Source organism: Pseudomonas sp. RSB 5.4 (assembly GCF_037126175.1).
Classification (GTDB): domain Bacteria; phylum Pseudomonadota; class Gammaproteobacteria; order Pseudomonadales; family Pseudomonadaceae; genus Aquipseudomonas; species Aquipseudomonas fluorescens_H.
Window position 1 is genome coordinate 2,915,234 of the sequence record NZ_CP146986.1, and the last position, 25,283, is coordinate 2,940,516.

The window sequence follows — 25,283 nt, forward strand, 5'->3', positions numbered from 1 at the left end:
GGTGCGCTTCGGCACGGCAAACAAGACACCAACCCTGGGTCACTGGCTGGCCGGTGCGTGTCTGTTTTTGACCGCGTGGCTGCACGGCATGGCGGTGCAGGCCGCCGACATTCTGTTGACCGGCGCCGAAGAAAGTCCCGGTGTGCAGGCCTTCGTCCAGGCGTTGAGCGAGCTGCGCCCCACCGACAACGTACGTTTCCAGCCACTGGCCAGCCTGCCGGCACCGGGCAAGTTGCCGGCCAATCTGCGGATGATTCTGCTCGACCCGCCCAGCCTCGACTGGCGTCTGAAAGAGTCTCAGGGGCCGGCGACGCTGGTGTTGCGCATCAGTCGTCTGCAAGCGCGGCAACGCCTGGGTAGCGCACAACCGCCGCACTTGAGTCTGCTCTGGAGCGATCCACCGCTGGGGCGGCAATTGCAACTGATTCGGCGGATTCTGCCGCAGGTGCGGCGGGTCGGCGTGCTGTTCGACCAGCACAGCGAATTCCTGCTCAAGGAACTGCATCAGGCTGCGGCGCCGCTGAATCTGCAAATCGTCAGCCAGCGTTGGGACAACACCCAGGACAGTCGCCCGTTGCAAAGCGTGTTGAGAAACAGTGACGTGTTGCTGGGCCTCGACGATCCCGATCTGTACAACCCGAAAACCGCGAAAAACCTGCTGCTCAGCAGCTACTCCCGGCAAGTGGCGCTGATCGGGCCGAACGCGGCGTTCGTGCGTGCCGGCAGCCTCGCCAGCACTTACAGCGATCAGCCCGACTGGCTGGCGATCCTTGACCGGTTGCTCGATCGCCCCCCGGCGACGTGGCCGCGCTCGCTCTACCCCGATCGTTTCAAAGTCTCAAGTAATGTGCAGGTCGCTCGTTCCCTCGGTATCGAGCCAATCGATGAAGCGTCTGTTGCCCGCCAGTTGGCTGAAGGAGAAAGCCACCCATGAATCTGCGTCGCCGCTGGGACATCAACACCCGCACGCAATTGATCAGCCTCGGCCCGGCCCTGCTGCTCACGCTGCTGCTGATCAGTTTCTTTACCTTCGTGCGGATTCAGGATTTGCGTCAGGAGCTCAATCACACCGGGCAACTGATCGCCAATCAACTGGCGCCCGCCACCGAGTACGGGGTGATTTCCGGCAACAACGAAGTGCTGGAAAGCCTGCTCAAGGCAACTCTCGCAACACCGAACGTACGCTTTCTGGAAGTGCAGGACAGCGCCAACCGGATTCTGGCCTACGTTGAACAAGCCGCCGACGCGCACAACCGACCGCATCAGGTCGAGGTGTTCCAGGCCCCGGTGCGCCTGCAACGGATCGCCCTCAACAGCGATTTTTTCCACGACGCCAAAGCCAGCAACAACGTGACCAGCGAGGATTACCTGGGCCGGGTGATCGTCGGTCTGTCCAACGATGCCTTCAGTCAGCGCCAACAGGAAATTCTGCTCAAGGCCGGGATTCTGGCGTTGTTCGCCCTGCTCTTCACCTTTGTTCTGGCGCGGCGTCTGGCCGGCAGTCTGTCGGCGCCGATCCGCGATATCGGCAACGCGGTCAAGGCGATTCAGCAAGGCGATTACAAGACCCCGCTGCCGATCGTCGATGACACCGAGTTGGGCGCCCTGTCGCAGCACATCAACAACCTCGCCCAGGCACTGGAGCAGGCCAGCCGCGAACAGCATCAGGCGATGGCGCAACTGATCCAGACCCGTGAAGAAGCGGAAAAGGCCAACAACGCCAAATCCGATTTTCTGGCGATGATGAGCCATGAACTGCGCACACCGATGAACGGCGTGCTGGGCATGTTGCAGTTGCTGGAAACCACCGACATGACCGAGGAGCAGATCGAGTACGCGGCGCTCGCTTCCGAGTCCACCGAACACCTGCTGAAAGTCATCAACGACATTCTCGACTTCTCGCGGATCGAACGCTCGGAGCTGGAGCTTGAGCACATTCCGTTCAACCTCGCCGACCTGATCGGTGCTTGCGCCCAGTCGTTCCAGCACAGCGCGGTGCAACGTGGCCTCGCCCTGAACCTGCAGATTCCCGAGGACATGCGCGACTTGCAGGTGCAGGGCGACCCGACGCGGATCCGGCAGATTCTGGTCAATCTGGTGGGCAACGCCTTGAAGTTCACCGAGCGTGGCCGGGTCAGCATCGAGGCACAGTGGCAGTCGCTGGATCACGAGTTGCTGTGGTTCACCTGTTCGGTGCGCGACAGCGGCATCGGCATTTCGTCTGAGAGTCTGGAATTGATGTTCAACGCCTTCCAGCAGGCCGACAGTTCGATTTCCCGGCGCTATGGCGGCACCGGTCTCGGTTTGCCGATCGCCCGCACCCTGGCCGAACGCATGGGCGGCACGTTGCGGGCGCAGAGCGAAGAAGGCCTGGGTTCGGTGTTCACCCTGGAAATCCCGCTGGCGCTATATAAGCAGACGCTGCCCACACTGGCGGCGCCGCGCGCGGCCAATGGTAACGGGCATGGCGAGGGGCGCAATGTGTTGCTGGTGGAGGACAATCCGGTCAACCAGACCGTCATCGAAGCGATGCTGCGCAGCCTGGGCTTTACCGTCAGCGTCGCCACCGATGGCGCGCAAGCGGTGCGCAGTGCTGAAGGCAATGATTTCGAAGTGATTCTGATGGATTGCCGGCTGCCGATCATCGACGGCTACGAGGCGACCCGGCAGATCCGCCAACTGCCCGGACGCCGCGAGGTGCCGATCATCGCGCTGACCGCCAATGCGTTGCAGGGCGACCGCGAAACCTGCCTTTCGGCGGGCATGAACGATTACCTGGCGAAGCCGTTCAAACGCAATGACCTACAACAGATTCTGCAGCGCTGGGTGCAGTAGTGACGGTTTTTCGACCATCTGCGACTGGCGTGAAAAGCGAAAGTGCGGCAGTCTTAGGCACCCGAACGAGCCTCAAAAGAGGCTTGAATAAAAATTTCAGTGCACAAGTGTACATTCATGTCCTTGGTGCTGTGACTTTCACCACAACGCAATAGTCTATGAGTAGGCTGCCGGTACGAGGCATGAACGCGTCGATCGGCCGGGAAGATTTGCCCCACCTGCCGCATGGGATTATTGAGGAGCTCGCATGACCAAACAAAACGCCTTTACTCGGGAAGACCTGCTGCGCTGCAGTCGCGGTGAGCTGTTCGGCCCAGGTAACGCGCAACTGCCCGCCCCGAACATGCTGATGGTGGATCGCATCACCCTGATCAGCGAAGAAGGCGGCAAGTACGGCAAAGGTGAATTGGTCGCCGAGCTGGATATCAACCCTGACCTGTGGTTCTTCGCGTGCCACTTCGAGGGCGATCCGGTGATGCCGGGCTGCCTGGGTCTGGACGCCATGTGGCAACTGGTCGGCTTCTTCCTCGGCTGGCAAGGCCTGCCGGGCCGTGGTCGTGCGCTGGGTTCGGGCGAAGTGAAATTCTTCGGCCAGGTCCTGCCGACCGCCAAGAAAGTCACCTACAACATCCATATCAAACGCGTCCTCAAGGGCAAGCTGAACCTGGCCATCGCCGATGGTTCGGTGACTGTCGACGGTCGCGAAATCTACACCGCCGAAGGCCTTCGCGTCGGCGTTTTCACCTCCACTGACAACTTCTAAGGGTTATTCGCATGCGCCGCGTCGTTATCACTGGTCTGGGCATTGTTTCGTGCCTGGGCAATGACAAAGAGACCGTCTCCGCTAACCTGCGTGCAAGCCGCCCTGGCATCCGGTTCAACCCGGAATATGCTGAAATGGGTCTGCGTAGCCAGGTTTCCGGCTCCATCGACCTCAACCTTGAAGAACTGATCGATCGCAAGATCTATCGTTTCGTCGGCCACGCAGCGGCTTACGCCTACCTGGCCATGAAAGACGCCATTGCTGACTCCGGCCTGACCGAAGAGCAAGTGTCCAACCCGCGTACCGGCCTGATCGCCGGCTCCGGCGGCGCGTCGACCCTGAACCAGATGGAAGCGCTGGACATCCTGCGCGAGAAAGGCGTGAAGCGCGTCGGCCCATACCGTGTAACGCGGACCATGAGCAGCACCGTTTCCGCGTGCCTGGCCACACCGTTCAAGATCAAGGGCCTGAACTACTCCATCGCCTCTGCCTGCGCCACCAGTGCTCACTGCATCGGTACCGCCATGGAACAGATCCAGATGGGCAAGCAGGACATCGTCTTCGCCGGTGGCGGTGAAGAAGAGCACTGGAGCCAGTCGTTCCTGTTCGACGCGATGGGCGCCCTGTCCAGCAAGCGCAACGACACCCCGGAACAAGCTTCCCGCGCCTACGACGCCGACCGTGACGGTTTCGTCATCGCTGGCGGTGGCGGCATGGTTGTGGTTGAAGAGCTGGAACACGCGCTGGCCCGTGGCGCCAAGATCTACGCCGAAATCGTTGGCTACGGCGCAACGTCCGACGGCTACGACATGGTTGCCCCAAGTGGTGAAGGCGCGATCCGCTGCATGCAGATGGCAATGTCCACCGTCGACACCCCGATCGACTACCTGAACACCCACGGCACCTCGACTCCGGTCGGCGACGTCGCGGAAATGAAAGGTGTGCGTGAAGTGTTCGGCGACAAGGCGCCAGCGATCAGCTCGACCAAGAGCCTGTCCGGTCACTCCCTGGGCGCCGCCGGCGTTCACGAAGCGATCTACTGCATGCTGATGATGGAAGGCAACTTCATCGCCGGTTCCGCCAACATCGACGAGCTGGACCCTGAAGTGGCCGATCTGCCGGTGCTGACCAAGACCCGCGAGAACGCCACCATCAACACCGTGATGAGCAACAGCTTCGGCTTCGGCGGCACCAACGCCACGCTGGTGCTGAAGCGCTGGGAAGGCAAGTAATTCCCCGCTGCTGAGCTCCACATGAAAACGCCCCGACTGGTTCGGGGCGTTTTTTTTGGCCGGTTTGAAACCAGCAGCCACAGCGCAAAACCCTGTGGGAGCGGGCTTGCTCGCGAAAGCGTCGTGTCAGTCGACATCAGTCTGTCTGACATACCGCCTTCGCGAGCAAGCCCGCTCCCACAGAGGATGTCAGTGCGCCTGAAAATGAAACTTCTGTCATGCAACTTCCCGCCCTGCGACCGAATGTCGCGGATTACGCGGGCTGCAGCACTGTTGCAAAAACCGCAACAACACCTTGCACAAATCAAGCGTTTACTTAGCAAGCTAACAAATCATATAAAAGAGCCCTGCACACGCCTTGCTGCAGATAACTTGAGATTTGGAGCTAGCAGATGACTGTAAAAGTAACTGAACGCGACGATTCACACATGTCCCATGAAGGCGTAGCCGCCGGTGTACGGATCTGGGATGTGCATCAACAAGACTTGCTGGTCGGCATGTTCCACAACGAGATTGACGCCCACAACTACAAGGCCGAACTCGAACTGCAAGAACAGCAACGGGATCTGAAATCCGCTTAGGCGAATATTGAACCTGTGGCGAGGGAGCTTGCTCCCGCTGGGGCGCGAAGCGGCCCTGTTCTTCAACTCAAGAGCAGGGGCCTGCTACGCAGTCCAGCGGGAGCAAGCTCCCTCGCCACAGTTTGTTTTGTTACAGCTTTATCGATTTACCACATCAGATCATCAGGGATCTGGTAGGCCGCGTACGGATCATCCTCGGCTGCGACCTCTTCGGTCTGCACGTTGAGCTGCACAATGCGCTGCGGATCACGTTCCTGGATCTTCAGGGCCGCTTCACGGGGGATCACTTCGTAGCCACCGGCATGGTGCACGATCGCCAGCGAACCGTTGCTGAGCTTGTTGCGCATCAGCGTGTTGACGCAGATGCGCTTGACCTTCTTGTCGTCAACGAAGTTGTAGTAGTCCTCGGTGTTGAGCTTCGGCAGACGCGTCACTTCGATCAACTGCTTGACCTGCGCGGCACGGGCCTTGGCCTCGGCCTTCTCCTGCTGCTGACGGTTCAGCTCCTGGTCGCGCTTGACCTTCTCGGCCATGGCTTCCTGAGCGGCGCGCTGCTGCGAATCATCCAGCTCGGCCTGCCCCTTGTGGGCCAGGCGCTGTTGCTTCTGCTTGTCTTTGCTGACCTGCTTGGCCTGCTTTTGGTTGACCAGGCCTGCTTTGAGCAACTGGTCGCGAAGGGAAAGGCTCATTAATGCTTACTCACTTGGGCAACGGCTCAGCCGCAGCTGGGCACATTCTTTTCCTGGCGTTTGGCTTCACCCCACAGGGCGTCCAACTCTTCGAGGGTGCAATCTTCCATGGGACGACGGGTGTCGCGCAATGCCTGTTCGATAAATCGGAAACGTCGTTCGAACTTGGCGTTGGCACCGCGCAGCGCGGTTTCCGGATCGACCTTGAGATGCCGGGCCAGATTGACCACGGAAAACAGCAGGTCGCCGATCTCGTCAGCCACCGCTTTGGGATCGTTTTCGGACATGGCTTCGAGCACTTCGTCGAGCTCTTCGCGCACCTTGTCCAGCACCGGCAGTGCATCCGGCCAGTCGAAGCCGACCTGCCCGGCACGCTTTTGCAACTTGGCCGAACGCGACAGTGCCGGCAACGCGGCAGGCACGTCATCGAGCAGTGACAGCTGCTCGGGCACGGCGGATTTCTCCGCGCGTTCTTCGGCCTTGATCTCCTCCCAGCGCTGCTTGACCTGTTCTTCATTCAGCCGTGGCACATCCAGCGGCGCGTACAGATCGCCGGTGGGAAACACGTGCGGATGACGGCGGATCAGCTTGCGAGTGATGCTGTCGATCACTCCGGCAAATTCGAAGCGCCCTTCTTCCTTGGCCAACTGGCTGTAATAGACCACCTGGAACAGAAGATCACCCAGCTCGCCCTGCAAGTGATCGAAGTCGCCGCGTTCAATGGCGTCAGCCACTTCATAGGCTTCTTCGAGGGTATGCGGGACGATGGTCGCGTAGGTTTGCTTGATGTCCCACGGGCAACCGTACTGCGGGTCGCGCAGGCGATTCATCAGGTGGAGCAGGTCTTCAAGTGAATACATCTGTCATGCCTCTACACAAAACCAATGTGGGAGCGGGCTTGCTCGCGAATGCGGTGTGTCATTCAGCGTAAATATCGACTGACACGCCCTCTTCGCGAGCAAGCCCGCTCCCACATTCGAACGAAGCCATCTTCACGGAGTACGGTTACGCCGCGTCTCGATGATGTTCGGCAACTGCGAAATCCGCCCCAGCAAGCGCCCCAGCGCATCCAGCCCGGGAATCTCGATGGTCAGCGACATCAGCGCGGTGTTGTCTTCCTTGTTCGAGCGGGTGTTGACCGCCAGCACGTTGATCCGCTCGTTGAGCAGCACCTGCGAGACGTCCCGCAGCAGACCGGAACGGTCGTAGGCGCGGATGACGATGTCCACCGGATAGGTGAGCACCGGCACCGGGCCCCAACTGACCTGGATGATCCGCTCCGGCTCGCGCCCGGCCAGTTGCAGCACCGAGGCACAGTCCTGGCGGTGAATGCTCACGCCGCGGCCCTGGGTGATGTAGCCGACGATCGCGTCGCCCGGCAGCGGCTGGCAGCAGCCAGCCATTTGCGTCATCAGGTTGCCGACGCCCTGGATCTGGATATCGCCGCGCTTGCCCGGCTTGTAGCCGGTGGCCTTGCGCGGGATTAGCTCCAGCTGTTCGTTGCCGCGTTCCGGCTCGACCAGTTGCTGCGCCAGGTTGACCAGTTGCGCCAGACGCAGGTCGCCGGCACCGAGGGCGGCGAACATGTCTTCGGCGGTTTTCATGTTGGCCTTTTCGGCCAGCTTGTCGAAATCCACCGCCGGCAGACCGAGGCGATTGAGTTCGCGCTCGATCAGGGTTTTACCGGCCGCAACGTTCTGGTCACGCGCCTGCAACTTGAACCAGTGAACGATCTTCGCCCGCGCCCGCGAGGTGGTGACGTAGCCCAGGTTCGGGTTCAGCCAGTCGCGGCTCGGCGTACCGTGCTTGCTGGTGATGATCTCGACCTGCTCACCGGTCTGCAGGCTGTAGTTGAGCGGCACGATACGGCCGTTGATCTTCGCGCCACGGCAGTTGTGACCGATTTCGGTGTGCACGCGGTAGGCGAAGTCCAGCGGCGTCGCGCCTTTCGGCAAATCGATGGCGTGGCCGTCGGGGGTGAAGATGTACACCCGATCCGGTTCGATATCGACCCGCAGCTGTTCGGCCAGGCCACCGATATCGCCCAGCTCTTCGTGCCACTCGAGCACCTGCCGCAGCCAGGAGATTTTCTCTTCGTAGTGGTTGGAACCGGACTTGACGTCAGTGCCCTTGTAGCGCCAGTGTGCGCAGACGCCGAGCTCGGCCTCTTCGTGCATCGAGTGCGTACGGATCTGCACTTCGAGAACCTTGCCTTCCGGACCGATTACCGCCGTGTGCAGCGAGCGGTAGCCGTTCTCTTTCGGGTTGGCGATGTAGTCGTCGAACTCTTTCGGGATATGCCGCCACAGGGTGTGGACGATGCCGAGCGCGGTGTAGCAGTCGCGCATTTCCGGCACCAGCACGCGCACGGCGCGCACGTCGTAGATCTGGCTGAATTCCAGACCCTTGCGCTGCATTTTGCGCCAGATCGAATAGATGTGTTTGGCCCGGCCGCTGATGTCGGCGTCGACGCCGGTGGCCTGCAATTCGTCCTTGAGCTGGGTCATCACATCGCTGATGAACCGCTCACGGTCCAGCCGCCGCTCGTGGAGCAGCTTGGCGATCTGTTTGTATTGATCGGGTTCCAGGTAACGGAAGGACAGGTCCTCCAGCTCCCACTTGATATGACCGATGCCGAGCCGATGCGCGAGCGGCGCATAGATGTCGAAAACTTCCCGGGCGACGCGGTTACGCTTTTCGTCGTCGGCGGTTTTCACCGCACGAATGGCGCAGGTACGTTCGGCCAGTTTGATCAGCGCGACGCGAACGTCGTCGACCATTGCCACCAGCATCTTGCGCAGGTTTTCCACCTGGCCCTGAGTGCCCATCACCATCGACTGGCGCGGGCTGAGGCTGGCACTGATTGCCGCCATGCGCTGCACACCGTCGATCAGTTTGGCCACCACGGGACCGAAGCGCTGGCTGACCGCCGCGAGTTCGATCTGGCCTTCGCGGACGCCGCGATACAGCACCGCCGCGACCAGCGAGTCCTGGTCGAGCTTGAGGTCGGCGAGGATCTCGGCGATCTCAAGTCCCGTACTGAAACTGCCGCTGCCCTCGGCCCACAGATTCTTCGCGGCGTTGGACTGCTGTTCGGCCTCGCGAGCGAACTCGCAGGCTTCCTTCAAGGCTTCGCGATCCAGCGCCATGTCGACACTGACCGCGTGATCGAGCCAAGCCTCGAGATTGATACTGCCGTCAGTGTTGATCGGCTGGTGTGCTCTCACCTGTACCATGCTGCTTTACCTTCCCTACGACGCAGATTCAATGCGTCAAATCGCTGACCCCCAATGCCCGGATGCGCTCGCGGGGCTAAAGCGAGCGCCGCCCGGACAGGTCAGACGGATTCAGACGAGCCATCCTGGCTCGCTTCAAATAACGCCATGGCCTCGACATGCGCCGTCTGAGGAAACATATCGAGAATCCCGGCACGTTTTAACCGGTAGCCCTGCTTGATCAATTCGACCGTATCGCGCGCCAGAGTTGCAGGGTTGCACGACACATACACCAACCGTTTGGCACCCAGGGTCGCGAGCTTGCGCACCACCTCGAAAGCACCGTCACGCGGTGGGTCCAAGAGTACCGCAGAAAAGCCGTTTCCGATCCACTGAGCATCGGTCAAAGGCTGGGATAAATCGGCTTGAAAAAACTTTGTGTTATGCAAATTGTTACTAGCGGCGTTCGCAGCGGCACGGTCGACCATGGTCTGCACGCCCTCCACCGCCACCACTTCACGCACGCTTTTGGCCAGTGGCAAGGCGAAGTTGCCCAGACCGCAGAACAGGTCGAGCACGCGCTCGTCACCGGTCGGCTTCAGCCAGTCCAGCGCCTGCGCGACCATCGCCTCATTGACCCCGGCGTTGACCTGGATGAAATCCCCCGGCCGCCAGGCCAGATCCAGATCCCACTGCTCCAGGCGATAGCCCAGCGACTGCGTGGCATCCACCGGTTGTGGCTCGCCTTCGCCATGCAACCACAGTTGCGCTGCATGGAACTGGCAGAAATCCTTGAGGATCGTCAGGTCGGCTTCGGACAGTGGCGCCATGTGTCGCAGCAACACCGCCAGCGATGAACCGCTGAACAACTCGACATGCCCCAACGCCTGCGGTTTGCTCAAACGACGGAGCATCTCCGGCAAACGGGTCATGATCGGTTGCAAGGGCTGTACCAGCACCGGGCATTCGTTGATGGCGACGATGTCCTGGCTGCCGGCGGCGCGGAAACCCACTTCGAGCTTCTTCGCCTTCATGTCCCAACGTACGGCGATCCGCGCGCGGCGGCGATAGCCGAACTCCGGGCCGGTCAACGGCGCCGCCCATTCTTCAGGCTCGACCCCGGCGACCTTCGACAGCTGCTCGGCGAGCATGCGCTGTTTCAGGGCAAGCTGTTCGGCGTGGGGCAAGTGTTGAACACTGCAACCGCCGCAGCGACCGGCATGCTGACACGCTGCCGGGCGACGCAACTCACTGGCCTTGAACACCCGTTCGGTGCGCGCTTCGACCACTTTGCCGTGGGTGCCGAGCACCCGCGCCTCGACTTCTTCACCGGCGAGGGCGCCGAGGACGAACCAGGTGCGGCCTTCGAAAAACGCGATGCCGCGACCGTCATTGGCCAGGCGCTCGATATTCAAGCGCTGTTTTTTGCCGGTCGGGATTTGCGCGGCCTTGCTGCCGCCGGTGGGCTGGAAGCGCAGGCCTCTCTCGTGCTTGGCCATCAGTTGGGCGCGTCGAAAATGCCGGTCGACAGATAACGGTCGCCACGGTCGCAGATGATCGCGACGATCACCGCGTTTTCAACTTCCTTGGACAGGCGCAGCATCGCTGCCACCGCACCGCCCGAGGACACGCCACAAAAGATGCCTTCCTCGCGGGCCAGACGCCGGGTGACGTCCTCGGCTTCGCTTTGCGCCATGTCGACAATGCGGTCGACGCGGTCGGCCTGATAGATCTTCGGCAGGTATTCCTGCGGCCAGCGGCGGATGCCCGGAATGGCCGAGCCTTCCATCGGTTGCAGGCCAATGATCTGCACGCTGTCGCTCTGCTCTTTCAAGTAGCGCGACACGCCCATGATGGTGCCGGTGGTGCCCATCGAACTGACGAAATGGGTGATGGTGCCCTGGGTCTGACGCCAGATTTCCGGGCCAGTGGTGGTGTAGTGCGCCTCGGGATTATCGCCGTTGGCGAACTGATCGAGCACCTTGCCACGGCCTTCGGCTTCCATCCGCTGGGCGAGATCACGAGCGCCTTCCATGCCCTCTTCCTGACTGACCAGAATCAGCTCGGCACCGTAAGCGGTCATCGCCGCCTTGCGCTCGGCGCTGGAGTTGTCCGGCATGATCAGGATCATCTTGTAACCCTTGATCGCGGCGGCCATGGCCAGCGCAATCCCGGTGTTGCCCGAGGTCGCTTCGATCAGCGTGTCGCCGGCGTGAATCTGCCCGCGCAGTTCGGCACGGGTGATCATCGACAGCGCCGGACGGTCCTTGACCGAACCCGCCGGGTTGTTCCCTTCGAGCTTGAGCAACAGGGTGTTGCTGGTGGCACCGGGCAGGCGCTGCAAACGCACCAGCGGAGTGTTGCCGACGCAATCGGCGATGGTTGGGTACTGCAGGGTCATGGCGTATTCGCAATCCAGACGTGCGGGGGCGCCTATCATACCGGCAAACGTTCGCAGGCCATATCACGCAAAGTATGGTGCTTATGGTTTCTGGGAATAAGCAGATGAATGTCGCACCGGTGGTGCGACTTTTGAGTTCAGCGGTGAATCGAAGGGCCCCTTCGCGAGCAAGCCCGCTCCCACAGGAGGGTGACGGTGTTGGTTATACAGTTTGCGGACGACACACATCCACTGTGGGAGCGGGCTTGCTCGCGAAGGCGTCAGCCGTCACGCCGCCTCCATCGGCAATCAGCCGAAAATTCAAGCGCAACCCTGCCCCACCATTCTCCGCCCACAACATCCCACCCTGCCTTTGCACCGCATTCCTCGCAATGCTCAACCCCAGCCCAAACCCGCCATCCCCCGGGCGCGAGCCGTCGAGGCGGGTGAACGGCGAGAAGATCCGTTCCAGATCCGCTTCAGCCACACCGCCGCCTTGATCTTCCAGCCACAGATGCCAGTAATCGCCGTCACGCCGTCCATCGAGGCACACGATGCCGCCCTCAGGCGAATGACGAATGGCGTTGCGCAGAATGTTCTCCAGCGCCTGCGCCAAACTATTGAGATTACCGCGCACCCAGCACGACGACGGCACCGCGCACTGCAATTGCAGGCTCGGCCAGCCGCTTTCATAACAGGCGTTGTCGGTGAGCATTTCCCACAGCGCCTGAATCTGGATCGCCTCGTCCGGCAGCGGTGCACGCTCGGTGTCGAGCCAGGCCAGTTGCAGGGTGTCCTCGACCAGCCGTTGCATGCCATCGACTTCACGGCCGATGCGCTCGCGCAGTTGCCGCAGATCCTGTTCGCTTTCACTGGCCACCCGCAATCGACTCAGCGGCGTACGCAGCTCATGGGACAGATCGCGCAGCAGCTGCTGTTGCAAGGCAACGGTGGACTGCAGGCGCTCGGACATCGAGTCGAAGGCCCGCGCCAACTCGCCGAGTTCGTCCGGGCGCTCGGTAATGCCGCTCGACAGGCGCACATTCAATTGATCGGCGCGCCAGGCATTGGCCTGTTCGCGCAGGTTGTTCAGCGGCACCACCAGCAAGCGATACAGGCCGACGCACAGCAGCAAGGTGAACAGCCCCGGAATCACCCCGTTGGTGATCACCCTCCAGAACACCCGGTATTTACCCGGCAGAAAACGCTCGGGCAACTCGATCACCAGACTGCCGGCAGATGGATCCTGGGGAAACGGCACCCGCAGCCACGGCCGGCCTTGCTTGTGGATCGGCCAGTCGAGCCCGCGCAAAAAGGTCAGGTGCTGGATTTCTTGTTCACTCAGCGGATCGCTGCTCAACGACTGCAGATTGCGGTCTATCACTCCGACCCAACCCGCCTCGCGCAGCTCCATGCTCTGCAACCAGTTATCGATCCCGTCTCGCTCACCGCGCTGCCACGCCCGTTCGACTTCAGCGGCATAACGGCTCAGCGTGCCGCGCGCCTCGTCGGAGAGAAACTGGTTGCGCTCCTCCATGTAGCGGCCCCAGGACCAGCTCAGCCAGATCATCAGCAGACAGAACGCCACCAGCAGGCACGCCAGTTTCCAGAACAGCGAATGCCGGCCCGGCAGGTCAGAGATTTTCATCAGGCGCACTCAGCACGTAGCCCTTGCCCCACACCGTGCGCACTTCACGCTCGAGGTAACCGATGGCCTTGAGTTTGCGGCGGATCTGGCTGATGTGCATGTCGAGGCTGCGGTCGTGGGCCGCGTAACCGCGTTGCAGAACGTGCTGATAAAGGAAGGCCTTGCTCAGCACTTCTTCGTCGTTGCGATTGAGGGTTTCCAGCAGGCGGTATTCGCTGCGGGTCAGGCCGGCGGCTTGCGCGTTATAGAAAACCTCGCACTGTTCATCGTCAAAGCGCAGCGTGCCACTGGCCACCGACGGAGTAACTGCCGCCGGGCGCCGATCAAGGGCCACCCGCCGCAGAATCGCCTCGATGCGCACGTGCAGCTCGGCCATGCTGAACGGCTTTGGCAGATAATCATCGGCCCCCAGGCGAAAGCCACTGATGCGATCGGCCTCGGCACCCAGGGCAGACATCAGCAGCACCGGCGTCGAATGGCTCTGACGCAATTGGGTCAGCACATTCAGGCCATCGAGCCCCGGCAACAGTATGTCCATCAGCACCACATCGAACGGCTGGCGACGCGCGATGTTCAGCCCTTCCTGACCGTTCTGGCACCAGGTCACCTTAAAGCCGCTGCGCCCCAGATGTTCGTGAACATAGGCGCCCAGAACCGGGTCGTCCTCGATGGCAAGAATGCGTGGGAAATCGTTGGAGGCAAGCGTCATGAGTATCTGCAAATAATTCTCAGTTGGCCGATTATTCAAGATTGCCCGCCATCGGGCAACCCAAGGTTGACCTGGCGGACAAACGCGCCATGCGCCGTCGACCGATGACGACATCATTTTTCCGGAGATTGCCTGCCTGCAAATCGCTACACTGCGCCAATGTCGCGTGCCGGATGCACGTAAGAGTCAACAGTTCAGCGGGATGCAGGAGATGGGTGTGCTCAAGAAACTGGGAATCAAAGGTCGCGTATTGTTGCTGACCCTGTTGCCGACCAGCCTGATGGCATTGGTTCTCGGTGGTTATTTCACCTGGATGCAACAGTCCGACCTGCAGACCCAACTGATGCAGCGCGGTGAAATGATCGCCGAGCAACTGGCGCCGCTGGTGGCGCCCGCCATGGGCCACGGCAACACCGATCTGCTGGAACGCATCGCCACCCAGTCTCTCGAACAACCCGACGTACGCGCCGTCACCTTCCTCGCCCCCGACCGCACACCGCTGGCGCACGCCGGTCCGACCATGCTCAATCAGGCGCCCAGCGGCGACAGTGCGCAACTGCAACGGCGCAGCGGCAATGACGCCACCCGTTACCTGATGCCGGTGTTCGGCAAGCATCGCAATCTTGCCGGCGACGTGATTCCGCAAGAGTCCGATCGCCTGCTCGGCTGGGTCGAACTGGAGCTGTCGCACAACGGCATGCTGCTGCGCGGTTATCGCAGCCTGTTTGCCAGCCTGCTGTTGATTGCCGCTGGCCTTGCCGGCGCGGCCCTGCTCGCGTTGCGCATGGGCCGCACCATCAACCGCCCGCTGAGCCAGATCAAACACGCGGTCGCCCAGCTCAAGGACGGTCATCTGGAAACCCGCCTGCCACCGCTCGGCAGTCAGGAACTGGACGAGCTCGCCTCGGGCATCAACCGCATGGCCGGCACGCTGCAGAACGCTCGCGAAGAACTGCAGCACAGCGTCGATCAGGCCACCGAAGACGTGCGGCAGAATCTGGAAACCATCGAGATCCAGAACATCGAACTGGATCTGGCACGCAAAGAGGCGCTGGAGGCGAGCCGGATCAAATCCGAGTTCCTTGCCAACATGAGCCACGAGATCCGCACGCCGCTCAACGGCATTCTCGGTTTCACGCATCTGTTGCAGAAAAGCGAGCTGACCCCGCGCCAGCTCGACTATCTGGGCACCATCGAAAAGTCCGCCGACAGCCTGCTCGGGATCATCAACGAGATCCTCGATTTCTCGAAGATCGAGGCCGGCAAACTGGTGCTCGACCATATTCCATTCAACCTGCGCGACCTGTTGCAGGACACCCTGACCATCCTGGCGCCGGCAGCCCACGCCAAGCAATTGGAGCTGGTGAGTCTGGTCTATCGCGACACACCGCTGTCGCTGGTCGGTGACCCGCTGCGCCTGAAGCAGATCCTCACCAACCTGGTCAGCAATGCGATCAAGTTCACCCGCGAAGGCACCATCGTCGCCCGCGCCATGCTCGAAGAAGAACACGAAGACAGCGTGCAGCTGCGCATCAGCATTCAGGACACCGGCATCGGTCTGTCGAGTCAGGATGTGCGCGCGTTGTTCCAGGCGTTCAGTCAGGCCGACAACTCGTTGTCGCGTCAGCCTGGCGGTACCGGGCTGGGTCTGGTGATTTCCAAGCGCCTGATCGAACAGATGGGCGGCGAAATCGGCGTCGACAGCACCCCAGGCGAAGGTTCGGAATTCTGGATCAGCCTGAGCCTGCCCAAAGCCCGCGACGACAGCGAAGACCTGCCGGCCCCGCCGCTGCTCGGACGCCGTGTGGCCGTACTGGAAAATCACGAACTGGCGCGCCAGGCCTTGCAGCATCAACTGGAAGACTGTGGCCTCGACGTCACGCCGTTCAATACGCTGGAGAGCCTGACCAACGGCGTCACCGGCGCACACCAGACCGATCAGGCCATCGATCTTGCGGTGCTCGGCATCACCAGCAACGACATGCTCCCGGAGCGCCTGAACCAGCACATCTGGGATCTGGAGCATCTTGGTTGCAAGGTGCTGGTGCTGTGCCCGACCACCGAACAGACGCTGTTCCATCTCTCGGTACCGAACCCGCATAGCCAGTTGCAGGCCAAACCGGCCTGCACGCGCAAACTGCGCCGGGCGCTGGCCGATCTGGCCAACCCGCGCCAGCCGCGCAACGAGCCGGGCGAACCGCTGTCGAGCCGTGCACCGAAAGTCCTGTGCGTCGACGACAACCCGGCCAACCTGTTGCTGGTGCAGACCCTGCTCGAAGACATGGGCGCCAAGGTTCTGGCCGTGGAAAGCGGCTATGCGGCGGTCAAAGCGGTGCAGAGCGAATCCTTCGATCTGGTGCTGATGGACGTGCAGATGCCGGGCATGGACGGACGCCAGACCACCGAGACCATCCGCCAGTGGGAAAGCGAACGGCATTGCACGCCGTTGCCGATCGTCGCCCTCACCGCCCACGCCATGGCCAACGAAAAACGCGCCCTGCTGCAAAGCGGCATGGATGACTACCTGACCAAACCGATCAGCGAGCGGCAACTGGCGCAAGTGGTGCTGAAATGGACCGGTCTGGCCTTGCGTAATCAAGGCCCGGAGCGCGCCAGCGACAGCGCAGCAGGCAGTAATGAGCTGCCGGTGCTCGACCATGAGGAAGGCCTGCGCCTGGCCGCCGGCAAGGCGGACCTTGCCGCCGACATGCTGGCAATGCTGCTCGCCTCGCTGGAAGCCGACCGCGAAGCGATTCGTGCCGCCAGCGAAGCCCGTGATCAGAACGCATTGATTGAGCGCGTGCATCGCCTGCACGGCGCGACCCGATATTGTGGCGTGCCGCAATTGCGCGCGGCCTGTCAGCGCAGTGAAACCCTGCTCAAACAGGGCGATCCCAAAGCCGTGGTGGCGTTGGAAGAACTGGAGCGGGCGATCAATCGCCTCGCCACCCAAGCCAGGATCAGCGCCTGATCCACGGCAATGCCGGCAGCGGCAATCGCCGTTAAAGTGGTGGCCGTCAACGCTGACTCGCCACCCCGTTCCAGGAGGAATTGATGCGCACGATCGTCTTCAGCAGCCAGACCTATGACCGCGGCAGTTTCCTCGCCGTCGATTGCCCGGCCGGAATAGAACTGCACTTTCAGCCGGCCCGGCTCAGTCTTGACACCGCCGCCCTGGCCGAACAGCACGAGGTGGTCTGCGCCTTCATCAATGACGATCTCAGCGCGCCGGTGCTGGAGCGGCTGGCGGCCGGCGGCACGCGGCTGATCGCGCTGCGCTCGGCGGGCTACAACCATGTCGATCTGGTCGCGGCGAAACGCCTCGGGCTGTCCGTGGTGCGGGTTCCAGCCTACTCGCCGCATGCGGTGGCCGAACATGCGGTGGCGTTGATTCTGGCGCTCAACCGGCGCCTGCACCGTGCCTACAACCGCACCCGCGAAGGCGATTTCACGCTGCACGGCCTGACCGGTTTCGATCTGGTGGGCAAGACCGTCGGCATCGTCGGCACCGGGCAGATCGGCGCGACCTTCGCGAAAATCATGCACGGCTTCGGTTGTGAATTGCTGGCGTACGACCCGTATCCAAACCCCGAGGTTGTGGCCTTGGGCGCACGTTATCTGAGCCTGCCGGAATTGCTCGCGCAGTCGCGGATCATCAGCCTGCACTGCCCGCTCAACGCGCAGAGCAAACACTTGATCAACCGTGAGTCACTGGCACATCTGCAACCGGGGGCGATGCTGATCAACACCGGACGCGGCGGTCTGGTGGACACACCCGCGCTGATCGACGCCTTGAAGGACGGCCAGTTGGGCTATCTGGGCCTGGATGTGTATGAGGAAGAGGCGCAGCTGTTTTTCGAGGATCGCAGCGACTTGCCGTTGCAGGATGATGTGCTGGCGCGGCTGCTGACCTTCCCGAATGTGATCATCACCGCGCATCAGGCGTTTCTGACCCACGAGGCGCTGGGCGCGATTGCCGCGACCACCCTGCACAACATCGCGACCTGGGCTGCAGGCGCGCCGCAAAACCAGGTCGAAGGCTGAGGATTACCGGCTTATTTCGGCGACAGCGACGAGGCCAGGATCAGCAGGGCCAGCCAGCCAAAACCGAAAAAACGCTGCTTCATCGAATGACCGTTACGCAGCAGGAACCAGACAAAGACCATCGGCAACAGAAACACCATGATCTTCAACCAGCCTTCCACCGGACGCGAACCGTCGGCGTTGGGCTGAAGTTGAGGGATCGGCTCGGGCTGCCGACGACGGCGACCGACTGCTGCCGGTGTCACTTTCGGCGCGGGCTCCGGGGCTGGCGGCGGGACGAAGGCTTCAGGCACCGACTTGTTGCGCGGCAGACTGCCAAATGAAATCGTCGTCGCGGCAGCGGCGACCGTCGGCTGCTGCGGATTGTGCCCGTGTTGCTGCGCCATCGGAGCACCACAATGAATGCACGCCTTGACTTCAGAGCTGATGCTCCGCTTGCATTCATAACATTCGATCAGCGCCATGTTCCGTTCCCTCAGATTGAAGGGCGGCAGTTTGCCATGAGCGCCGAGCAATTTGAACCGGATCGAAGGTCACACACGTACGCCATCCTGCAATCCAGCCCGTGCTAGCATGTCGCGCAGATTTGGAGGACCCATGGTCGAACACGATTTCCGCTACACCCTGATGAACCCGCAACACACCCTCACCGAATGCCGCGCCCTCGTACCGGGCCGCTATCAGGTCACCGGCAACGGTGGCTCGATCCGTAACGGTGACGTTCTGTTGGTCACCCTCAAAGGCAGCAAGGCCTTGTCCATGCGCCTGACCGTCGACTCCGTGCGCCACCTGATCAATCCGCCGGGCCAATGGACCGCGATGACCACGGGCCCGGTATTCGGCGAACTGGCGATCCACACCTGGCAGGTCAACTGCGACAGCTGCGCCAAAGAGCTGAGCTTCGAGTTCGCGGTGGATGCCAAGCTGGGCAAGACTGCCGAGAAACCGGCCGCCACGGCGCGCATCGCCGAGCTGGGCTGGAAAGCCGTCGGCGACAAACACCTGTGCCCGAAATGCCAGGAGCCTGCGTGATGAAACGCCTTGCCCTGCCCCTGTTGGTCGGTGCCGGTCTGGTGGGCTGCGCCGCAGAGCCAGTGCAGTTGCAACAGAACCGCAGCTACATTCTGGAGTGGATCGGCGAGCGGCCATTGATGGATTACAGCCACCTGACCGTGACCCTCGGTGACGATGGCCGCGCGTATGGCAACGGCGGCTGCAACCACTGGTTCGCACCGTACACCCTCGAGGGTGACAAGCTGAGCTTCGGCCCGATCGGCAAGACCCGCAAACTCTGCGCCCCGGCGCTGATGGAGCAGGAACAACGCTTCCTGCAGGCGCTGCAAGGCGTCGAACGCTGGGACATCTCGCCGATCGAGCAGATGCGCTTCTGGCCGGCGGAAGGCAAGCCGCTGCGCTGGTGGCTGGAAGAGGGTTAACCCTCAAGAACGCCAAACCCTCACCCTAACCCTCTCCCAAAGGGAGAGGGAACTGATTGGGGGGTTCTGAAAGTGTGCGCCGACTTGAAGGATCTTCGCTGAATCCATAATCGACACGATCTTCCAGGTCGATGGAAGCGCCAGACACCTCGGTCAGCTCCCTCTCCTTCTGGGAGAGGGCTGGGGTGAGGGTTGCTCTTTAGAGGCAGCTCACTTTGTCGCCTGCAACGCCTGCAGCTTGGCCATCACCCCCGCCGCCGTCTGCTCGCCCATCAACTGCTCACGCACCTTGCCCTTGTTGTCGATGATGTAGGTCACCGGCAAGGCCTCACTGCGCGGCAGGTCGAACAGGTCCGCCGGATCCTGCGCCAGTACGGTGAACTTGATGCCCAGCTTCTCGCTGGCGCTCTTCAGGTCTTCACCCTGCACGTTGTCGAAGTTGACCCCGAACACCCCAATATTCTTGCTCTTGAGTTCGTCAGCCAAATGATTGAGTTCAGGAATTTCCGTGCGGCACGGGCCACACCATTCGGCCCAGTAATTGATAACTACCCATTGTTTATCCAGACGCTCGGACGCCACCTTCTGACCATTCTGGTCAATGCCGTAATCGTTGCCGCAGCCCCCCAGCATCAACGCCCCGATTATCGTCAATGCCGCTGCCAATCGCCGTGTCATGTCGTGTTCCCTGGTCAAAAATTGGATGCGCCTGCGACCCATCGCCTCTGAAGGTTCTGGATTGCGCGCTGCACAGTTAGAATAGCCGCCACTTTACGCCAGAAGCGACCCGCCATGACCGATCTGACGCTTTATCACAATCCGCGCTGCTCGAAATCCCGCGGCGCACTGGAACTTCTCGAGGCCCGTGGCCTGACCCCGAACGTGGTGCGTTACCTGGAAACGCCGCTGGACGCCGCGCAGATCAAGGCCTTGCTCGGCAAGCTCGGCATCAGCGCACGGCAACTGCTGCGCACGGGAGAAGATGAATACAAAATGCTTCAGCTGGCGGACACGAGCCTCAGCGAAGCGCAACTCATCGCCGCCATCGCCGAACACCCGAAACTGATGGAGCGGCCGATTCTCGAAGTCGGCGACAAGGCCGTGATCGGCCGTCCTCCGGAGCAGATCCTGGAGCTGTTGCCGTGAGCGCGCCATACATTCTGGTTCTGTATTACAGCCGCAACGGTTCGACCAACGAGATGGCCCGGCAGATCGCCCGCGGTGTCGAGCAGGCCGGCCTCGAAGCGCGCCTGCGTACCGTGCCGGCGATTTCCACCGAATGTGAGGCGGTCGCCCCACAGATCCCGGAAGAAGGTGCGCTCTACGCCACCCTCGACGATCTGAAGAACTGCGCTGGCCTCGCACTCGGCAGTCCGACGCGTTTCGGCAACATGGCCGCACCGCTCAAGTACTTCCTCGACGGCACCAGCAACTTGTGGCTGACCGGTGCACTGGTCGGTAAACCGGCCGGCGTGTTCACCTCCACCGCCAGCCTGCACGGCGGCCAGGAAACCACCCTGCTGTCGATGATGCTGCCGCTGTTGCACCACGGCATGCTGATCACCGGCCTGCCGTACAGCGAGTCGGCGCTGCTGGAAACCCAGGGCGGCGGCACGCCATATGGCGCCAGTCATCACGCTGGGGCCGATGGCAAGAAAGGTCTGGATCAGCACGAGATGGCGCTGTGTCGTGCACTCGGCGCACGCCTGGCGAAAACCGCGCAAAAACTGGAGGGCTGAGGGTGGCGAAGAAGGCGAAAATCCTGCCCTCGGTGGAGTGGCTCGAACCCCGCGTCAAGGCGATGCGGGCCCTCAGCCTGCTGTGCTTCTTCGGCCTCGCCGGGCTGCTCGCCGCTTACTACCTGGTATTCGCCGACCTGCATGGCGCCCGACCATGGGTGATTCTGCTGGTCGAGCTGATCCCGTGGCTGATCCTCGCGCCGGGGATGCTGATGGGCAACGCGCGTGCGCACTCGTGGATGTGTTTTGTGGTGAATCTGTATTTCATCAAGGGCGCATTGGCAGCGTATGACCCGAACCGGCAGCTGTTCGGGGTGCTGGAGATGGCCGCGAGCCTGGCGCTGTTCTGCTCGGCGCTGCTGTATGTGCGGTGGCGGTATCAGTTGAATCGCAAGCTGGCTGGCGAGGGCGAGATTTCCGTCGCCTGAGCTGACGCCTTCGCGAGCAAGCCCGCTCCCACAGTTTTTGTGTCGATCACAATATTGTGTTTCAACAAGGATCCTGTGGGAGCGGGCTTGCTCGCGAATGGGGCGACGCGTTATTAATGATTGACGGTGTAAGCCAGCATCATCGAAATCTGGCTCATCGGCCGCCCGCCACTCTGTTCATGCCACTGGTTGAACGCGTTCTGCACAATCGCCAGATCGCGCAGACTGGTCGGCACCTTGTCGACGATCTTCTGCGCATTCAGTGCCGCGACCACGTCATAGCTCGGCACAAAGGTGTCCTTGCCAACCATGCGCAAGAAGCGTGGCGCCGACAGCCCGCCCAACTGATGGCCGTGCTTTTTCAGGTAGGTCCACAGACCGACGATATCGGTCACCGGCCAGTCGGCGATCAGTGCGCCGAAACTGCCCTTCTCCTTCTCCACATCGAGAATGAACTGCGCATTGCGCGGCACGCTCTTGAGCTTGCCCAGGTGGCGGATGATTCGCGCGTCCTGCATCAGGCGTTCGAGGTGCTCGGCGCTCATCAGCACGACTTTTTCCGGATCGAACTTGAAAAACACTTCTTCGAAAGCCGGCCACTTGGCGTCCACCAGGCTGTGCTTGAGCCCGGCACGGAATACCCGCAGGGCCATGGTCGAGAGGTAACGATCGTCGCTGATCTTGCGCAATTGCGCGGGAGTCTTGGGAACGGGCAGATGGGCTTCCAGTTCAGCCGCCGAACCGAAGCGGTTCAGACAGTATTCGTGCAGCCACTTGTAATCGCGCATGCCCTCTCCTATTGAATGAAACGAAGAAACCCATGTGGGAGCGGGCCCTGTGGTGAGGGGATTTAGCGAAACGTCGCACCGCCCCGATGGGCTGCGCAGCAGCCCCAGCTTTTCTGGGGGCGCTTCGCGCCCCATCGGGGATAAATCCCCTCACCACAGGGCTCGCTCCCACCTGGAATGGGTTTACAGGTTGACGACGTTGACGAAGCGCGAAGCCGCCGTTTCGTCGATCTTCAGGCTGGTGAAGTCGAACAGGTTGCGGTCGGCCAGTTGCGACGGCACCACGTTCTGCAGACTGCGGAAGATGCTTTCAGTTCGGCCCGGAGTCTTGCGCTCCCAGTCCTGAAGCATTTCCTTGACCACCTGACGCTGCAGGTTTTCCTGCGAACCGCAGAGGTTGCACGGGATGATCGGGAATTCCTTGAAGTCCGAGTAAGCCTGGATGTCTTTCTCGTTGCAGTAGGCCAGCGGACGGATCACCACGTTACGGCCGTCGTCGGCACGCAGCTTCGGCGGCATCGCCTTGAGGGTGCCGTTGAAGAACATGTTGAGGAAGAACGTCTCGACGATGTCATCGCGATGGTGACCGAGGGCCATTTTGGTCGCGCCGATTTCGTCGGCGAAGGTGTACAGCGTGCCACGACGCAGGCGCGAGCACAGCGAGCAGGTGGTCTTGCCTTCCGGCACCAGCTCCTTGACCACCGAGTAGGTGTCCTTCTCGACGATGTGGTACTCGACGCCCAGCTCTTTCAGATAGGCCGGCAGCACATGCTCGGGAAAGCCCGGCTGCTTCTGATCCATGTTCACCGCGACGATCTCGAACTTGATCGGTGCAACCTTCTGCAGGTGCATCAGCACGTCGAGCATGGTGTAGCTGTCCTTGCCCCCGGACAGGCAGACCATGACCTTGTCGCCGTCTTCGATCATGTTGAAATCGGCGACCGCTTCGCCGGCCAGGCGGCGCAGGCGCTTTTGCAGTTTGTTCTGGTTGACCGTAAGAGTGCCCATGACGCGAAATCCGTGAGGTGTGACGAAAGGCGGGCATTTTACGCAAAAAACCCGCTGGGGGCGAAGGGCCGTGGGTCTGTCGCTTTCAACCGATCCCCTGTGGCGAGGGAGCTTGCTCCCGCTGGGGTGCGAAGCGCCCCCAAAACCTGCAGCCGCTATTTTCCTGACGCACCGAACCGCAAGGATTGGCGACTGCTACGCAGCCGAGCGGGAGCAAGCTCCCTCGCCACAGAGGTGATCCGGCCTTAAACGTGCAAGACCCTGCCGCGATTAGGCCCCCTGTTTACAGCGCGATTTGCTCTAAGCCCCTATCACCTGTGCGGTTAAGTCCTTTCTATACTGCGACATAAGGTCGCACACATCTGAAGACCTGTATTTGCTCGGCCACCTTGGCCCGTAGGCGCTCCGCTGGGGGGCGATGGCAATAACAAGAGGAGTGACTGGCATGATCCATCACGTAGTGGGACTTTTTACCCACCCCGATCAGGAATGGAAGGAAATCCGTGGCGACCAAGAGGAAAGCATCAGCCACATGTACCTGACGCACACGCTGATTCTGGCGGCGATTCCGGCCGTTTCGGCGTTTATCGGCACTACTCAGGTCGGCTGGGTGATCGGCAGCCGCGCGCCGGTGATGCTCACCGTCGAAAGCGCAATCTGGATGACGGTGATGTCGTACCTGGCGATGCTTGGCGGCGTCGCGGTGATGGGCGCGTTCGTGCACTGGATGGCCCGCACCTATGACGCCAATCCGAGCCTGGCCCGTTGCGTGGCCTTCGCCACCTACACCGCGACACCGTTGTTCGTCGGCGGGCTGGCGGCGCTGTATCCGCATATGTGGCTGGGGATGATCGTCGGCACGGCGGCCATCTGCTACACGGTTTATCTGCTGTATGTAGGGTTGCCGACGTTCATGAACATTCCGTCGGACGAAGGCTTCCTGTTTTCCAGCTCGGTGCTGGCGGTGGGTCTGGTGGTACTGGTGGCCATCATGGCGTTCACCGTGATTGTCTGGGGCCTCGGCGTGGGGCCGGTGTATACCAACTGAGATGCTTCACCCCCGAGAACAACAAGATCTGCCAATACAGGCCGCCGCAAGGCGGCCTTCTCGTTTGGCGGATGACCATTCGGCAGGTCAGCGATTCGCAAGTCCGGGACGTTGCGGCATACTCGACGCCTCTGGAGATCCATCAAGCATGCCCGAGCAACTCAATACCCGCGTCGAAGACTGTTACCAACTCGCTGAAGCCTTTTTCAAACGTCATTTCCAACGCCCCGTCGTCAGCCTCAAGCTGCGCGGGCAAAAAGCCGGTGTCGCGCATCTGCACGAGAACCTGCTGCGCTTCAACCCGCAGCTGTACCGGGAAAACACCGAACACTTCCTCAAGCAGACCGTGGCCCACGAAGTCGCGCACCTGATCGCCCATCAGCTGTTCGGCGACCGCATCCAGCCGCATGGCGAGGAGTGGCAACTGATCATGCGCGGGGTTTACGAACTGCCGCCTGATCGCTGCCACACTTACGCAATCAAACGCCGCAGCGTGACCCGCTATATCTACAAATGCCCGTGCGCCGACAGTGATTTTCCGTTTTCGGCGCAGCGCCATAGTCTGGTACGGCAGGGGCGACGGTATTTGTGCCGGCGCTGTCGCAACACCTTGGTGTTCAGTGGTGAGATGCGGGTGGAATAGTCGGTTTTTGTATTGCCCCGACTGGCCCCTTCGCGAGCAGGCTCGCTCCCACAGGGGGAACGCATTTCAAAATGTGGGAGCGGGCTTGCTCGCGAAG

At 61.4% G+C, this 25,283-nt stretch carries 25 protein-coding genes; 14 read left to right on the forward strand and 11 right to left on the reverse strand.

The window, feature by feature from the left end; genetic code table 11:
- Position 1 precedes the first annotated feature (1 nt).
- The 5 genes from V9L13_RS13095 to V9L13_RS13115 all read left to right on the forward strand — a co-directional run bounded on the left by V9L13_RS13095 (position 2) and on the right by V9L13_RS13115 (position 5,411).
- Entirely contained in the window at positions 2–934 is a 933-nt protein-coding gene (locus V9L13_RS13095; protein ID WP_338802713.1) for an ABC transporter substrate-binding protein, read from the forward strand.
- Positions 931–2,835, forward strand: coding sequence for a response regulator (locus V9L13_RS13100; protein WP_003227145.1), 1,905 nt, complete (start codon positions 931–933; stop codon positions 2,833–2,835). The genes V9L13_RS13095 and V9L13_RS13100 overlap by 4 nt, the downstream gene beginning before the upstream one ends.
- Positions 2,836–3,082: 247 nt before the next feature.
- Positions 3,083–3,598 carry a 3-hydroxyacyl-[acyl-carrier-protein] dehydratase FabA gene (gene fabA / locus V9L13_RS13105; RefSeq protein WP_003227150.1) on the forward strand — a complete coding sequence of 172 codons (516 nt, stop codon included), beginning with the start codon at positions 3,083–3,085 and terminating at the stop codon, positions 3,596–3,598.
- An 11-nt stretch (positions 3,599–3,609) separates the two neighbouring features.
- A complete protein-coding gene (gene fabB, locus V9L13_RS13110) occupies positions 3,610–4,830 on the forward strand; it encodes a beta-ketoacyl-ACP synthase I (RefSeq protein WP_003227152.1) in 1,221 nt (406 codons plus the stop codon).
- A gap of 392 nt (positions 4,831–5,222) precedes the next feature.
- Positions 5,223–5,411 carry a hypothetical protein gene (locus tag V9L13_RS13115; protein WP_003227153.1) on the forward strand — a complete coding sequence of 63 codons (189 nt, stop codon included), beginning with the start codon at positions 5,223–5,225 and terminating at the stop codon, positions 5,409–5,411.
- 146 nt (positions 5,412–5,557) lie between these two features.
- On the opposite strand, the gene V9L13_RS13120 is transcribed toward V9L13_RS13115, so the two are convergent.
- The 7 genes from V9L13_RS13120 to V9L13_RS13150 all read right to left on the reverse strand — a co-directional run bounded on the left by V9L13_RS13120 (position 5,558) and on the right by V9L13_RS13150 (position 14,052).
- The gene (locus tag V9L13_RS13120; protein ID WP_003227155.1) at positions 5,558–6,100 is read right to left on the reverse strand and encodes a DUF2058 domain-containing protein; all 543 of its coding nucleotides are present in this window, start codon (positions 6,098–6,100) and stop codon (positions 5,558–5,560) included.
- Positions 6,101–6,126: 26 nt separating this feature from the next.
- A complete protein-coding gene (gene mazG, locus V9L13_RS13125) occupies positions 6,127–6,960 on the reverse strand; it encodes a nucleoside triphosphate pyrophosphohydrolase (protein ID WP_338802715.1) in 834 nt (277 codons plus the stop codon).
- Between the two features lie 132 nt (positions 6,961–7,092).
- Positions 7,093–9,336 carry a GTP diphosphokinase gene (gene relA, locus V9L13_RS13130; RefSeq protein ID WP_338802716.1) on the reverse strand — a complete coding sequence of 748 codons (2,244 nt, stop codon included), beginning with the start codon at positions 9,334–9,336 and terminating at the stop codon, positions 7,093–7,095.
- A gap of 101 nt (positions 9,337–9,437) precedes the next feature.
- Positions 9,438–10,814, reverse strand: coding sequence for a 23S rRNA (uracil(1939)-C(5))-methyltransferase RlmD (gene rlmD, locus V9L13_RS13135; RefSeq protein WP_338802717.1), 1,377 nt, complete (start codon positions 10,812–10,814; stop codon positions 9,438–9,440).
- Entirely contained in the window at positions 10,814–11,716 is a 903-nt protein-coding gene (gene cysM / locus V9L13_RS13140) for a cysteine synthase CysM (protein WP_027612303.1), read from the reverse strand. The genes rlmD and cysM overlap by 1 nt, the downstream gene beginning before the upstream one ends.
- Before the next feature lie 202 nt (positions 11,717–11,918).
- Positions 11,919–13,343: a sensor histidine kinase gene (locus V9L13_RS13145; protein ID WP_338802718.1), complete on the reverse strand. Its 1,425-nt coding sequence runs from the start codon at positions 13,341–13,343 to the stop codon at positions 11,919–11,921.
- Positions 13,330–14,052: a response regulator transcription factor gene (locus V9L13_RS13150; RefSeq protein WP_103521841.1), complete on the reverse strand. Its 723-nt coding sequence runs from the start codon at positions 14,050–14,052 to the stop codon at positions 13,330–13,332. The genes V9L13_RS13145 and V9L13_RS13150 overlap by 14 nt, the downstream gene beginning before the upstream one ends.
- A gap of 217 nt (positions 14,053–14,269) precedes the next feature.
- On the opposite strand from V9L13_RS13150, the gene V9L13_RS13155 reads away from it, so the two are divergent.
- Both V9L13_RS13155 and V9L13_RS13160 read left to right on the forward strand, forming a co-directional pair.
- Positions 14,270–17,023, forward strand: coding sequence for a response regulator (locus V9L13_RS13155; protein WP_338802719.1), 2,754 nt, complete (start codon positions 14,270–14,272; stop codon positions 17,021–17,023).
- A gap of 83 nt (positions 17,024–17,106) precedes the next feature.
- Complete coding sequence (locus V9L13_RS13160) at positions 17,107–18,096, forward strand: 2-hydroxyacid dehydrogenase (RefSeq protein WP_338802720.1); 990 nt, start codon at positions 17,107–17,109, stop codon at positions 18,094–18,096.
- Positions 18,097–18,107: 11 nt separating this feature from the next.
- Here the strand turns inward: V9L13_RS13160 and V9L13_RS13165 are convergent, their stop codons facing one another.
- Positions 18,108–18,560 carry a hypothetical protein gene (locus V9L13_RS13165; protein WP_338802721.1) on the reverse strand — a complete coding sequence of 151 codons (453 nt, stop codon included), beginning with the start codon at positions 18,558–18,560 and terminating at the stop codon, positions 18,108–18,110.
- Between the two features lie 133 nt (positions 18,561–18,693).
- Between V9L13_RS13165 and V9L13_RS13170 the strand changes: the two genes are divergently transcribed.
- Together V9L13_RS13170 and V9L13_RS13175 are read left to right on the forward strand one after the other, a co-directional pair.
- Positions 18,694–19,128: a hypothetical protein gene (locus tag V9L13_RS13170; RefSeq protein ID WP_338802722.1), complete on the forward strand. Its 435-nt coding sequence runs from the start codon at positions 18,694–18,696 to the stop codon at positions 19,126–19,128.
- Positions 19,128–19,532 (forward strand): META domain-containing protein, encoded by a 405-nt coding sequence (locus tag V9L13_RS13175; RefSeq protein WP_003227175.1) that lies wholly within the window; start codon positions 19,128–19,130, stop codon positions 19,530–19,532. Before V9L13_RS13170 ends, V9L13_RS13175 begins: the two co-directional genes overlap by 1 nt.
- A 210-nt stretch (positions 19,533–19,742) precedes the next feature.
- Here the strand turns inward: V9L13_RS13175 and V9L13_RS13180 are convergent, their stop codons facing one another.
- The gene (locus tag V9L13_RS13180; RefSeq protein WP_338802723.1) at positions 19,743–20,210 is read right to left on the reverse strand and encodes a TlpA disulfide reductase family protein; all 468 of its coding nucleotides are present in this window, start codon (positions 20,208–20,210) and stop codon (positions 19,743–19,745) included.
- A 114-nt stretch (positions 20,211–20,324) separates the two neighbouring features.
- On the opposite strand from V9L13_RS13180, the gene arsC reads away from it, so the two are divergent.
- From arsC to V9L13_RS13195, 3 genes are read left to right on the forward strand one after another with little or no spacing between them, the layout of a single operon-like run.
- A complete protein-coding gene (gene arsC / locus V9L13_RS13185) occupies positions 20,325–20,678 on the forward strand; it encodes an arsenate reductase (glutaredoxin) (protein WP_201136851.1) in 354 nt (117 codons plus the stop codon).
- The gene (wrbA, locus tag V9L13_RS13190; RefSeq protein ID WP_003227181.1) at positions 20,675–21,271 is read left to right on the forward strand and encodes an NAD(P)H:quinone oxidoreductase; all 597 of its coding nucleotides are present in this window, start codon (positions 20,675–20,677) and stop codon (positions 21,269–21,271) included. Before arsC ends, wrbA begins: the two co-directional genes overlap by 4 nt.
- A gap of 2 nt (positions 21,272–21,273) precedes the next feature.
- Positions 21,274–21,699, forward strand: coding sequence for a DUF2069 domain-containing protein (locus tag V9L13_RS13195; RefSeq protein WP_338802724.1), 426 nt, complete (start codon positions 21,274–21,276; stop codon positions 21,697–21,699).
- A gap of 113 nt (positions 21,700–21,812) precedes the next feature.
- On the opposite strand, the gene V9L13_RS13200 is transcribed toward V9L13_RS13195, so the two are convergent.
- Both V9L13_RS13200 and ttcA read right to left on the reverse strand, forming a co-directional pair.
- Entirely contained in the window at positions 21,813–22,487 is a 675-nt protein-coding gene (locus V9L13_RS13200; protein ID WP_003227185.1) for a DNA-3-methyladenine glycosylase I, read from the reverse strand.
- 183 nt (positions 22,488–22,670) lie between these two features.
- Positions 22,671–23,495 carry a tRNA 2-thiocytidine(32) synthetase TtcA gene (gene ttcA, locus V9L13_RS13205; protein WP_003227187.1) on the reverse strand — a complete coding sequence of 275 codons (825 nt, stop codon included), beginning with the start codon at positions 23,493–23,495 and terminating at the stop codon, positions 22,671–22,673.
- 445 nt (positions 23,496–23,940) lie between these two features.
- On the opposite strand from ttcA, the gene V9L13_RS13210 reads away from it, so the two are divergent.
- Positions 23,941–24,543 (forward strand): Yip1 family protein, encoded by a 603-nt coding sequence (locus tag V9L13_RS13210; RefSeq protein ID WP_003227189.1) that lies wholly within the window; start codon positions 23,941–23,943, stop codon positions 24,541–24,543.
- A 148-nt stretch (positions 24,544–24,691) separates the two neighbouring features.
- Positions 24,692–25,186 (forward strand): SprT family zinc-dependent metalloprotease, encoded by a 495-nt coding sequence (locus V9L13_RS13215; RefSeq protein ID WP_003227192.1) that lies wholly within the window; start codon positions 24,692–24,694, stop codon positions 25,184–25,186.
- Positions 25,187–25,283 lie beyond the last annotated feature (97 nt).